This window comes from Methylocystis sp. ATCC 49242 (assembly GCF_000188155.2).
GTDB lineage: Bacteria > Pseudomonadota > Alphaproteobacteria > Rhizobiales > Beijerinckiaceae > Methylocystis.
This window is the reverse complement of record NZ_KE124774.1, coordinates 445,211-456,743: the sequence shown is the minus strand read 5'-3', so window position 1 is coordinate 456,743 and position 11,533 is coordinate 445,211. Positions and strand designations below refer to the sequence as shown.

Sequence of the window (11,533 nt, the reverse complement as noted above, 5' to 3'; positions counted from 1 at the left end):
CAGGTCACAGAAACAGGCAAGAAAGGCGTTTCCAAGGACGGCGGCGTTCAGCCCTCCGGGCGCCAGGCGACATAGTCGCCGCCCGTCGCCGGGCGCTCGCCGGTGGCCAGCTGAGATCCCGGCGGGCGATAGGCGCGCGGCGTGCCGGTGAGGTTCTCCTGATGCGGGAGCTCCCAGTCCTTCGGCTTGTAGGTTTCCTTGGTCGGCGGCGTGTCCACCGTGTGATGCAGCCAGCCGTACCAGCCGGGCGGCGTGGCCGAACCCTCGCAATAGCCCTTGTAGATAACCCAGCGCCGCTCGATGCCGAGCGCCTTGTCCTTCTTGCCGCCGCGGCGGCGGTAATAGACGTTGCCGAATTCATCCTCGCCGACGCGCTCGCCATAGAGCAGCGTCCACAATCCCGTCGAAAGGGTTGCGCGGTTCCACCAGGTGAAGAAACGGACGATATAGGACATGAGAGTTCCGGCCTCTTGCTTGCAGCCCGCCAGTGTTGCGGCCGCCAGTCTTGGCGTTGCGCTCCTTATGGCGTCGCCGCGCGGCGGTGTCTAGTGTCGCGCGTCATCTACCTGCCGCGACGAAGGCGCCGAACGCCCGGGGACCGTCGCCGGTCTCGGCCCTGCCGACGACCTTGAGCGTCTTCGCGTCGATCGCCAAGAGCTCGTTTGAAAACCAGTTTGCGACATAGACCGTCCTGCCGTCGCGGCTCGCGTCGATTCCTTCGGGATATTCCCCGACTTTCACGGTTTCCAGTGGCGCGAGGGTCGCGGCGTCAAAGACGCTGAGGCTGTCGCCATGCTGGTTGGCGGTGAAGATTCGCCCGCCCGCCAGCGCCACCGTATAGGGCCGGCTGCCGGTCTTCGCCGTCGCGACGACCTTGCGGGCGGCGATGTCGATGACGCTCATGTCGTCCGATTCGACATTGGCCGTATAGGCGCGGGCGCCTTCTGCGTCGATGGTGACCCCAAAAGGATGCCTGCCGACGGGAATCGTCGCGACGCGGGTGAAGCTCGCGGCGTCGATGACCGAGACCGCATTGTCGTCGCGGTCGGCGACGAGGATCGTCCCGCCGTCCGGCGTCACGGCCACGCCGGAGGCCATCGCTCCGACGCCGACGCTGCGGGTCTCGCCTTTCTCGGGATCGATCTCGACAAGTCGGCGTCCATAGAGATCGGCGACATAGACGCGGCGGCCGTCCGCTGCGGCAGCGACGCCGAGCGGCCCCCCTGCGACGGCGATCCGTCGTTCGATCTTTCGCGCCTCCGCGTCCACAACGGTGAGAAATTTGCCCTCGGGGCTGGTCACGAAAGCGCGCGCGCCGTCCCGGCTCACCGCGATTCCGGCGGGCTTGCCGCCGATTGGCAGGCGGGCCAGAGGTTTCATCGTCGCGACGTCGATGATTTCGAGCGCGTCCGCCCCCTGCGCGGTGATGAAGACTTCATCGGCGCGGGCGGGAGCGGGACAAAGAAGCGTCGCGAAAGCGAGTCGCGCGACGCCATGCAGCGCTGTGCGTTTACGACCGCCCCGCCCCTTCCGCCGCATATGCGTCACTTCCCCTCCACCCGCGCCTTCAGCGCAGCGAGATTCGCCCGATGCAGCGCCGTCACTGCGGCCAGGGCCGTGTCGTCGTCGAGTCCCGGCGGCGGGTCGTTGAAGGGATGGCCACGGTAGAACCGGCCCTTCCATTCGGCCAGCGCCTTGCCGTCCGCGGCGGGCTTCACGGTCACGTGGGTCATGTAATTGATGGCGGGCAGGCGCTTCACGTCGTCGCGGTCGCGATGCCAGGCGAGCGTCATGCGCTCCGGGTCCCATCTCACGAGCGTCTCGTCGATCGCGCCGCCGTCGGCCAACAGGAGCCTGCGCTTGCCCTGCTCCGGCGCGTTCCCGCCGCTCGCCTCGACGCGTGCGACGCCGGGCAGCCAGTCGTAATGGGCAAAATCGCTTGCCACCGCCCAGACTTTTTCGGGGGTCGCGTCGATGACGATTGTTTCGACGGATTTGAGCGGGGCCGCGCCATGCGCGGCCCAGGAATTCGGCCCCGGAACAGGCGGCTCTGCGCCGGCGGCGAAAGCCGTTGTGGCCAGAGGGACGAACGCCGCCAGCGCGAGACACGCCGCGCGGCGCGACAGGCTGGACATTTCAAAACCTCCCGGCGGCCCCTCTCGCCCCGGCTTTACTTGCCCTCCGCCTTGGCCTTGAGCGCTGCGAGGCCGGCCTTATAGAAGTCCGACACCGCCTTCACGGCCGCTTCGTCGGAGAGCTCCGGCGGCGGATCGTTGTTCATGAAGCCGCGGTAGAAGGCGCCCTTCCACTCGACGACGCTCTTGCCGCCCTCTTCCTTGACCGAAATCGTCGAGGAGTAGTTGTTCACCGGGACGACCTTAACGTCCACATTATCGATCTTGTAGCTGAGCGACTTGCCCGCCGCGTCGACCTTCGTCGCCGACTCCTCGATCACGCCGCCGTTCTTGAGCGTGATCTTGCGCTTCGCGCCAACGTCGCTGCCGCCCGTTCCTTCCGTCGAGGCGACGGAGGGGTGCCAGTTCAGATCCTGGAAATTGCCGACGATTCCCCAGACCTTGTCGGCCGGCGCGTCGATCTCGATCTTCTCGACGACCTTCTGGCGCGAGGGGCCATGCGCGAAAGCCGGGGCCGACACGACCGCGGCGGAAACGAGCGACAGGGCCGCAACGACGACAGCGCGGCGCGCAATCACAAAGGACATGGGAAATTCTCCTGAACCTGATCTGCCGCCGGTCGCGGCGGATTGCGCACATAAAGGGACTGGAAGGGGCGGCGTCAAGGCCGTGGAGGGTGGAAGCGGCGGCGCGGCCCCGCCCCTCTCAAGACGATGCGTCTCTTTCTGTCACACGCCCGTCTCACAGGCGCGCCATCTGCGCGCCATGCCCTATCTGCGCGCGCTTGCTTTCGTCCTCGCCATGTCGGCGGCCTTCATCTTTCTCGTTCCCCTGCAGGCGTTGGCGCGGCGATGCGGCTGGGCCTTGCAGCATTGGATCCAGACGGGCTTCTGCCGGGCGATCTGCGCCACCATCGGCATAAGGGTTGAGGCCACGGGCGCCCTGCCCACCCCGGCGCCGCGCTTCGTCGTGGCGAACCATGTGTCGTGGACCGACATCATCGCGCTCGCGAGCCTTCATCCCTTTGTCTTTCTCGCAAAGAGCGAAGTGGCGAAATGGCCGGCGCTCGGCTTTCTCGCGAGGCTTCAGGGCACTGTCTTCGTCAATCGCGGCGCCCGCGGCGAGATTCCGCGCGTCAATGCGGCGCTCCGCGACGTTCTGCGCAAGGGCCGCGATCTCGTCGTCTTTCCCGAGGGCACGTCGAGCGACGGCACGAATGTTCTGCGCTTCAATCCGGCGCATTTCGACGCTCTGGAAAAATACGACGGCGAGGCTGCAATCGCGCCCGTCGCGATTCTCTATGCTGACAGCGAAGGCCCGATCGACGTTGGCTGGTATGGCGAGATGACGTTCCTGCCGCATCTGTGGGATTTGATGAAACGCGGCGGCGCGCGCTGTCACATCACCTTTGGCGAGCCCGTCGATCTGCGCGGCAAGGACCGCAAGACGCTCGCAATCGAAACCGAGACGCGGGTGCGCGACATGCTTTCGGCCGCGCGCGGCGATCAGGCCGCGCGGCGTTCGGTTCCGCTGAAATATTCGATGTAGCGCGCGTCGATCTCTGCAACGGGCATGACGACGAAGACGTCCGTGGTGTTGAACTTGATGTCCACCACCGCGCCGTCGCCGAAGCGCGCGCCCAGCCGCATGTAACCCTTTATCAGCGGCGACAGCGCCTCGCGTGCGCTCTTCACGTCGAGCGCGTCCTTCGGAAGCAGCGCCATCGATTTGTAGAGATCATTGCGCGCCTTCACGCTCCAGACCCCGTCCGCGCTGGCGTAATGCGCGAGATAGCTCAACGCCTGCGCATGGGCGAGCGGGCTGACGCCGGGGAAACTCGCGCAGCCGATCATGACGTCGATGTCATGCGCCCGCACATAGGCGAGGAGGCCGCGCCACAATAGCTCGATGGTGCGCTTGCTGCGATATTCCGCGAGAACGCAAGAGCGGCCAAGCTCCAATATGCGCTTGCCGGCGTGACGCGCGAGCAGCGGCTCGATGTCGTATTCGTCCGCCGAATAGAAGCCGCCGGCCTTCGCCGCCATCTCGTCGCGCAGAAGGCGATAGGCGCCGACGATCCTCGGCTTGACCTTGCCGCGACGATTCTTCGCGGCGTGATCGATGACGATCAGATGATCACAATATTTGTCGAAGCGGTCCGCATCGCGGCGCGTGAAAGCGGTGCGCGCGTCGGGAATGGCCCCGCCCTCCTTGTAGAAGATGTCGTATCGCAGCCGCTGGGCCCTTCGGATTTCCTTCTTGCCGCGCGCGAGGCGCGCCTCGAGCGTCCCGAGCCTTCCAAGCGTCTCGTCGAGCTTTACTTTTTTAGCGTGAGGCTGTGTTGGTTGCGTCGAAGCGATGATCGTGCGGCCGAATCCGGCGTTGATCGTCCACATCCGCGTTTTTTCTCCTGCGAAGCGCAAGAATGAAAAATCACGAGTCGGCAACGCTTTTGTGACGCCGGCCTTTGGATGACACCCGTCGCGCGACAGCGTAAGCTTGACATCATGAGGAGAGTCGAATGGTTTGGGTGCGGGGTTTGAAGGTCTCGATTGCGATCTGCGGCGCCTTGTCTGCGACCGCCGTCCGCGCGGGAGACCCCGCCCCCTTCGCCGGCTGCTACGAGCGCGTCTACGACGCTGCGCATCTTCAGGCGCATCGCGGCCAGATCGTGAGACATGTGAAGCTCATGATCGGGCCGACATCGGTTCCCAAGACGCCGGGCGACGAACGCCCGATCGTCGCCGACGCCAACCTCCAGATATGGGTCGTCGGGAACAAACGCAGCTTCGGCACGCTCGGCGCCTGCTCGATGGAGAGCGAGGCGCTGACCTGCAACGCCTCCCTTTCGGCGGAGGAGACCACGCTCTGCAAGACGAAAGAGGACGGCGTGAGGGACTGCCGCCTCTCCATGGACGACGCCGGCTCCTTCGAGATCGCGCCCAAAGGCGACGGCCTGCTCGTCACGGTGCGGGAGCGGCTGGAGCTTCTCGGGCCGCCGGAGGGCAGGAGCTTCCTCTATCTCAGCCCCAATAACGCGGAAAATCACGCGTTTCTGTTGAGGCCGGCCCCAGAGGGGGCCTGCAGGTAGCATCCCGCGCTGAAATCTTTGCCTTGCCGAATCTCCGGCTTTCGTCGAGCCTGTTTTGGCGGATTAGGTAGAATTTTCCCCAATATCCACTATTTTCTCCACATATTGTCTGCCTGTTAATTCCCGACACAATATCTTGACGCGGTCGGCAGACTCGCGCACTGTGAGGACACCACGCGATGACGCAGCGGCGGACGTTCCTCCCAATGTCTGGCTGTTCCTGGCGCGAGCCGGGCGCGAGCGACATTCTGCGCGGGCGTTATTCCTCGTTTCTGGCGTGCTCGCTCTCGCCCCGACTCTATCCGGGGGCGCCGGGCGCGCGTCTCTCGAGTTTTGGTTTGGCGAACATTTGCGTCGCTGGCCGGCGGACGGCTGCGCGCGAGCGGTAGCTTGCGCATTGAAGGGATCTGGGCACATGAAAATCGAGCGGCGATACACCAAGGCTGGCGAGTCTCCCTATGCGAACATCGAGTTCCGCACGACAAAGAGCGAGATTCGCAATCCCGATGGCTCCGTGGTGTTCTCGCTCGACAATATCGAAGTGCCGACGCAGTGGAGCCAGGTCGCCGCAGATGTGCTGGCGCAGAAATATTTCCGCAAGGCCGGCGTGCCGACGCGGCTGAAGCGCGTCGAGGAGAACAGCATCCCCTCCTTCCTGTGGCGCTCGATCGCCGACACGGAGGCGCTCGCGGCGCTGCCGAAGGATCAGCGCCACACGTCGGAAACCTCCGCGCGTCAGGTTTTCGACCGTCTCGCCGGCGCCTGGACCTATTGGGGCTGGAAAGGCGGCTATTTCGACAGCGAGGAGGACGCCCGGGCCTTCAGCGATGAATTGCGCTACATGCTCGCCACGCAGATGGCCGCACCCAATTCGCCGCAATGGTTCAACACCGGCCTGCACTGGGCCTATGGCGTTGACGGGCCGAGCCAGGGCCATTTCTATGTCGACTACGCCAATGGCAAGATGGTGAAGTCGAAGTCGGCCTATGAGCATCCGCAGCCGCACGCCTGCTTCATCCAGTCGATCGAGGACGATCTCGTCAACGAAGGCGGGATCATGGATCTGTGGGTGCGCGAGGCGCGCCTGTTCAAATATGGCTCCGGCACCGGCACCAATTTCTCCAGGCTGCGCGGCGAGAAGGAGAAGCTCTCGGGCGGCGGCTCCTCCTCCGGCCTGATGTCCTTCCTCAAGATCGGCGACCGCGCGGCGGGCGCGATCAAGTCCGGCGGCACCACGCGCCGCGCAGCGAAGATGGTCGTCGTCGACGTCGACCATCCCGACATCGAAGCCTTCGTGGACTGGAAGGTGAAGGAGGAAGAAAAAGTCGCCTCTCTCGTCACCGGCTCCAAGATCGTCAAGAAGCACCTGAAGGCGATCCTGCGCGCCTGCGTGAATTGCGACGGCCCCGGCGACGACTGCTTCAACCCGGAAAAGAACCCGGCGCTGAAGCGCGAGATCAAGCTCGCGCGCCGCAACGAGGTGCCTGATAATTTCATCAAGCGCGTGATCCAGTTCGCGCGTCAGGGTTACAAGGACATTTCCTTCGAGACCTATGACACCGACTGGGACAGCGAGGCCTATCTCACCGTCTCCGGCCAGAACTCCAACAACTCCGTGCGCGTGACGGACGAGTTCCTCCATGCCGTGGAAAATGACGGCGACTGGAATCTCATCAAGCGTCTCGACGGCAAGGTCTCGAAGACGCTGAAAGCCCGCGACCTGTGGGAAAAGATCGGCTACGCCGCATGGGCCTCCGCCGATCCGGGCATCCAGTTCCACACGACCATCAACGACTGGCACACCTGCCCCGCCGGCGGCCCGATCCGCGCGTCCAATCCGTGCTCGGAATATATGTTCCTCGACGACACGGCCTGTAACCTCGCCTCGCTGAACCTTCTGCAGTTCCGCGACGACGAGACGAAGCGCATCGACGTCGACTCCTACGAGCACGCCGTGCGCCTGTGGACCATCGTGCTCGAAATCTCGGTGCTGATGGCGCAGTTCCCGTCGAAGGAAATCGCGCAGCTCTCCTATGACTACCGCACGCTGGGTCTCGGCTACGCCAATGTCGGCGGCTTGCTGATGTCGTCCGGCGTCGCTTACGACAGCGCCGCGGGCCGCGCGATCACCGGCGCGCTCTCGGCCATCATGACCGGCGTCTGCTACGCGACCTCCGCGGAGATGGCGAAGGAGCGCGGACCCTTCGCGCGCTTCATGGAGAACCGCGAGTCGATGCTGCGCGTCGTCCGCAACCATCGCCGCGCCGCGCATGGCGAGCATGACGGATATGAAAGCCTCGCGGTGAAACCCGTGCCGCTCGACATCGCCTCCTGCCCCGATCCCTTGCTGGCGGAGCGTGCGGCGGCCGCCTGGGACAAGGCGCTTTCGCAGGGCGAACTCTATGGCTATCGCAACGCGCAGGTCACTGTCGTGGCGCCGACCGGCACCATCGGCCTGGTGATGGATTGCGACACCACCGGCATCGAGCCCGATTTCGCGCTGGTGAAATTCAAGAAGCTCGCAGGCGGCGGCTATCTCAAGATCGTCAACCGCGCCGTGCCGGAGGGCCTGCGCGCGCTAAGCTATCGCGAGAGCGAGATTGCGGAGATCGAGGCCTACGCCGTCGGCCACGCCTCGCTCGCCAACGCGCCGGCGATCAACACCGCGAGCCTGCGCGCGCGCGGCTTCACGGACGAGAAGCTCGCGGCGGTGGAGGCCGCCCTGCCCTCCGCCTTCGACATCAAATTCGTCTTCAACAAATGGACGCTCGGGCCGGACTTCCTGACCGGAACGCTGAAGGTTCCCGCGCATTCGCTCGAGGACCGGAACTTCGACCTTCTCACGCATCTGGGCTTCGCCAAGTCCGAGATCGAGGCGGCGAACACCCATGTCTGCGGCGCGATGACGCTGGAGGGCGCGCCGCATCTCAAGCGCGAACATTACGCCGTGTTCGATTGCGCCAACCCCTGCGGCCGCACGGGCAAGCGCTATCTCTCGGTCGAGTCGCACATTCGCATGATGGCGGCGGCGCAGCCCTTCATCACGGGCGCGATCTCCAAGACCATCAACATGCCGAATGACGCGAGCATCGAGGATTGCGAGCAGGCCTATCTGCTGTCCTGGCGCCTCGGCCTCAAGGCCAATGCGCTCTATCGCGACGGCTCCAAGCTCTCGCAGCCGCTGTCGGCGCAGCTCATTTCGGGCGACGACGACATCGACGCGGCGGATGTGATCGACGAAATCGTGTCGGCGACGATGCCCGCGCGCGCGGCCATGGTCGCGGAGCGCATCGTCGAGCGCGTGGTGCATCAGGTCATCCGCGAGCGCGAGAAACTGCCGGATCGCCGCAAGGGCTATACGCAGAAGGCGGCGGTCGGCGGCCACAAGGTCTATCTGCGCACGGGCGAATATGCGGACGGGCGCCTCGGCGAAATCTTCATCGACATGCACAAGGAAGGCGCAGCCTTCCGCAGCCTGATGAACAATTTCGCCATCGCGATTTCGCTCGGCCTGCAATATGGCGTGCCGCTCGAGGAATATGTGGACGCCTTCACCTTCACGCGCTTTGAACCCGCCGGTCCGGTGCAGGGCAATGACGCGATCAAGAACGCGACGTCGATCCTCGACTATGTGTTCCGCGAACTCGCCGTGTCCTATCTCGGCCGCACCGACCTCGCGCATGTCTCGCCCGACGACATCGGCCATGACGTGCTCGGCAAGGGTGAGCACGAGGGCAAGGCGCCGGAGACGAGCTCCATCGTCTCGCGCGGCCTGCTGCGCTCCAAGACCGACAAGCTGATGGTGGTGCGCGGCGGCGCCGTCGCCCTCAAAAGCGAGCCGACGCCGGAAGCCGTCGAAGAAGCGGAAGCGCTGTCACAACTCGGCTGGACCGAGCCGACGAAGACCGTGCAGGGCGTCGCGGAGAAACGCGCCGAAGCGCGGATGAAGGGCTATGTCGGCGAAGCGTGCCCTGAGTGCGCGAATTTCACGCTGGTGCGCAATGGGACGTGTCTGAAGTGTGAGACGTGTGGATCGACGACGGGGTGTAGTTGAGCAGGCAACGTCTCAGTCGTCATGGCCGGGCTCGTCCCGGCCATTGTCGTTGAGGCCATGCGCCGATGTCCCCGGGCGCAATCCTCGTCCTTCGAGACGCGCCCTTCGGGCGCTCCTCAGGATGAGGATTGCTTGTCAGCGCGGCAAGGCAGCCCGGGTTGGAAATAGGCGGCGATGGCAATGCAACGCCCCTCATCCTGAGGAGCGCGCACAGCGCGCGTCTCGAAGGACCAGGGGCCGCGACGATCAATCCTCACTAGCCTTCACACCTTTCTTGCTGTGGCGCGCCCATCGCGCGCAAGGCGTCATAATCGCTGGCGGCGCAATCCTCGTCCTTCGAGACGCGCCCTTCGGGCGCTCCTCAGGATGAGGATTGCTTGTCGGCGCGGTAAGGCAGCCTGAGTTGGAGATGGGCGGTGATGGCAATGCAAGGCCCCTCATCCTGAGGAGCGCGCACAGCGCGCGTCTCGAAGGACGAGGGGCCGGGATCATTGGCCTGAAGGCGCGCCGCTCTTCCTGTTTCGACGCGCAGCAAGCGCGGGCAAGGCGTCGTAGTCGCCTTTAATCAGCGCTTCTTTTTTGGCGCGGCTCCAACCTTTTATCTGGCGTTCCGCTGCAATCGCGTCAGTCAGTCGCTCGTAGTAAGCAGACCAGACGAGCGTTACAGGGCGTCGGCGGCTAGTATAATCCGCGTTAACCCCGGCATTGTGCTCCCCAACGCGCGTTTCTACCTCCTTGCGCGTCAGCCCGGTGTAGTAACTGCCATCGGCGCAAAGCAGGATGTAGATGCTTGCGCCTTCGGCCATCACAGCAATCCTCGTCCTTCGAGACGCGTCCTTCGGGCGCTCCTGTCGGCTCGGCAAGGGGACTTCCGTGAAATAACCACCTCGCGAGCATCAGGCCCCTCACCCTGAGGAGCCTGCGCAGCACGCGTCTCGAAGGGCGAGGGGCCGATTCCAGCGGTCGCTCTCACGCCACCTCCCTTACCCGCTCCACAACCTTCAGCCCCAACTCGCTCTCCACCTCCTCCGCGCTCATCGTCGAAAACATCTGCTGCAACTCCGCCCCGGTGCGAGGCGTGTAACCTGCAATCCCCTCGCGCCCATAAAACGCACGGAACATCGCCCGCGCGCTCTCGATCGGCAGCGGCCCGACCTCGATCACCTCGTCGATGCGCCCCGGCCGCACGATCGCGGGATCGAGCCGGTCGAGATGGTTCGTCGTCACGATGAATTTCAGCCCGTCCGGCGTCTGCATGCCGTCCATCGAATTCAGGATTTCATGCAGCGGCGACGCGCGCATGGCGGGGTCTTCGTCTTTCGCCTTCGTTCCGCGATCGAGACTGTTCGCGATCGTGTCGATATCCTCGATGACGAAGAGATCGTTCGACGTTCCCGACTTGAACGCCGCGCCGAGCCCGTGCAGCGACTTGATATATTTGATGTCGAAGCCGAAGTCGGAGGCGAGCGCGTGGATGAGGCTCGTCTTTCCCGTGCCGGGCGGACCATGAAGCACGACGCCGAGCTTCCACGGAATGCCGCGCGACGCGTGCCATTCCTCGGCGCCCTGAAACCATGAGAACCGCGAGACGAGCCGATCCTTGATCGACTGATCGACGAATACCGTGTCGAGACCGCGCTTGCGACGGCGCAGGCCGCCCTCGCCGCCGCCGGCGGAAAACATGGAAATCTGGATCGAGTTCCGATGCTCCTCGGGCTTGCAGTCGCGCATGAAGCGCTCGACCACGCAGCGGTCGCGGGTCAGAAAGGAGATCGTGATCGTCTCGAAAGGCGTGAATTGCTGTGCGGACTTGGTCTTGGAATATTTGAAGAACGTTCCGCCATAAACGCCCCAGCCGCCGCCGAAGCCGGTCTTCAGCCCGCCATCCTTGATCTCCAGCGAGCGGCTGAAGAAATCGAGGCGCCGGCCCTCGATGAAGGCGTCGACGTCCGGATATTCGTTCGAGAGGCTCTCGACGAAGACCTTCGTCCATACTGTCCTCTCTACGAGATCCAGCATGGTCTCGGGCACGGTTCGCAGGACATACATCAGCGAGCCGAAGGCCAGCGTCCCGACGCCGCCGACGAGAAGCTGGTTGGACGTCAGCGCGGAAAATGCGGTGTCGAGATAGTTCATGAGCGCCCTTCGTACATGCGTTTCGAGGCGCGCATGTTCGCCGCCTCGCCGACCACGCCCCGGCTTCGCAGCCTCATCAGATGAGAACGCCAAGCCGTCCACGCAAGGTGCGCGCGC

10 protein-coding genes are annotated in these 11,533 nt (G+C 64.5%); 3 read left to right on the top strand and 7 right to left on the bottom strand.

All coding sequences use genetic code 11. The features are described 5' to 3' along the window. Nucleotides 1-47 precede the first annotated feature (47 nt). The 4 genes from MET49242_RS04095 to MET49242_RS04080 all read right to left on the bottom strand — a co-directional run bounded on the left by MET49242_RS04095 (nt 48) and on the right by MET49242_RS04080 (nt 2,722). Nucleotides 48-455 (bottom strand): NADH:ubiquinone oxidoreductase subunit NDUFA12, encoded by a 408-nt coding sequence (locus MET49242_RS04095; protein WP_036280886.1) that lies wholly within the window; start codon nt 453-455, stop codon nt 48-50. A gap of 103 nt (nt 456-558) precedes the next feature. After that, the gene (locus MET49242_RS04090; RefSeq protein WP_084679291.1) at nt 559-1,539 is read right to left on the bottom strand and encodes a YncE family protein; all 981 of its coding nucleotides are present in this window, start codon (nt 1,537-1,539) and stop codon (nt 559-561) included. A gap of 5 nt (nt 1,540-1,544) precedes the next feature. Beyond that, complete coding sequence (locus tag MET49242_RS04085) at nt 1,545-2,135, bottom strand: SRPBCC family protein (protein WP_036280884.1); 591 nt, start codon at nt 2,133-2,135, stop codon at nt 1,545-1,547. Between the two features lie 35 nt (nt 2,136-2,170). Further along, nucleotides 2,171-2,722, bottom strand: coding sequence for an SRPBCC family protein (locus tag MET49242_RS04080; protein WP_036280882.1), 552 nt, complete (start codon nt 2,720-2,722; stop codon nt 2,171-2,173). A gap of 82 nt (nt 2,723-2,804) precedes the next feature. Here MET49242_RS04080 and MET49242_RS04075 point away from each other — a divergent pair, with 82 nt between their 5' ends. After that, entirely contained in the window at nt 2,805-3,683 is an 879-nt protein-coding gene (locus MET49242_RS04075) for a 1-acyl-sn-glycerol-3-phosphate acyltransferase (protein ID WP_244430690.1), read from the top strand. On the opposite strand, the gene MET49242_RS04070 is transcribed toward MET49242_RS04075, so the two are convergent. Beyond that, entirely contained in the window at nt 3,641-4,531 is an 891-nt protein-coding gene (locus tag MET49242_RS04070) for a GNAT family N-acetyltransferase (protein ID WP_036280878.1), read from the bottom strand. The two genes, MET49242_RS04075 and MET49242_RS04070, sit on opposite strands and share 43 nt — an antisense overlap. A gap of 125 nt (nt 4,532-4,656) precedes the next feature. Between MET49242_RS04070 and MET49242_RS04065 the strand changes: the two genes are divergently transcribed. Together MET49242_RS04065 and MET49242_RS04055 are read left to right on the top strand one after the other, a co-directional pair. Next, nucleotides 4,657-5,226 (top strand): hypothetical protein, encoded by a 570-nt coding sequence (locus MET49242_RS04065; RefSeq protein WP_036280876.1) that lies wholly within the window; start codon nt 4,657-4,659, stop codon nt 5,224-5,226. Nucleotides 5,227-5,641: 415 nt separating this feature from the next. Next, nucleotides 5,642-9,280, top strand: a complete 3,639-nt coding sequence (locus tag MET49242_RS04055; protein WP_036280871.1) for a vitamin B12-dependent ribonucleotide reductase — start codon at nt 5,642-5,644, stop codon at nt 9,278-9,280. A gap of 488 nt (nt 9,281-9,768) precedes the next feature. On the opposite strand, the gene MET49242_RS04050 is transcribed toward MET49242_RS04055, so the two are convergent. Then, nucleotides 9,769-10,086, bottom strand: coding sequence for a GIY-YIG nuclease family protein (locus MET49242_RS04050; RefSeq protein WP_036280869.1), 318 nt, complete (start codon nt 10,084-10,086; stop codon nt 9,769-9,771). A 163-nt stretch (nt 10,087-10,249) separates the two neighbouring features. After that, nucleotides 10,250-11,416: an AAA family ATPase gene (locus tag MET49242_RS04045; RefSeq protein WP_036280867.1), complete on the bottom strand. Its 1,167-nt coding sequence runs from the start codon at nt 11,414-11,416 to the stop codon at nt 10,250-10,252. Nucleotides 11,417-11,533 lie beyond the last annotated feature (117 nt).

Excerpts from the sequence above, each read along its gene's own strand:
- MET49242_RS04085 (WP_036280884.1), bottom strand. The coding sequence starts at position 2,135 with ATGTCCAGCCTGTCGCGCCGCGCGGCGTGTCTCGCGCTGGCGGCGTTC.
- MET49242_RS04080 (WP_036280882.1), bottom strand. The coding sequence starts at position 2,722 with ATGTCCTTTGTGATTGCGCGCCGCGCTGTCGTCGTTGCGGCCCTGTCG.
- MET49242_RS04050 (WP_036280869.1), bottom strand. The coding sequence starts at position 10,086 with ATGGCCGAAGGCGCAAGCATCTACATCCTGCTTTGCGCCGATGGCAGT.
- MET49242_RS04090 (WP_084679291.1), bottom strand. The coding sequence starts at position 1,539 with ATGCGGCGGAAGGGGCGGGGCGGTCGTAAACGCACAGCGCTGCATGGC.
- MET49242_RS04070 (WP_036280878.1), bottom strand. The coding sequence starts at position 4,531 with ATGTGGACGATCAACGCCGGATTCGGCCGCACGATCATCGCTTCGACG.
- MET49242_RS04095 (WP_036280886.1), bottom strand. The coding sequence starts at position 455 with ATGTCCTATATCGTCCGTTTCTTCACCTGGTGGAACCGCGCAACCCTT.
- MET49242_RS04045 (WP_036280867.1), bottom strand. The coding sequence starts at position 11,416 with ATGAACTATCTCGACACCGCATTTTCCGCGCTGACGTCCAACCAGCTT.
- MET49242_RS04065 (WP_036280876.1), top strand. The coding sequence starts at position 4,657 with ATGGTTTGGGTGCGGGGTTTGAAGGTCTCGATTGCGATCTGCGGCGCC.
- MET49242_RS04055 (WP_036280871.1), top strand. The coding sequence starts at position 5,642 with ATGAAAATCGAGCGGCGATACACCAAGGCTGGCGAGTCTCCCTATGCG.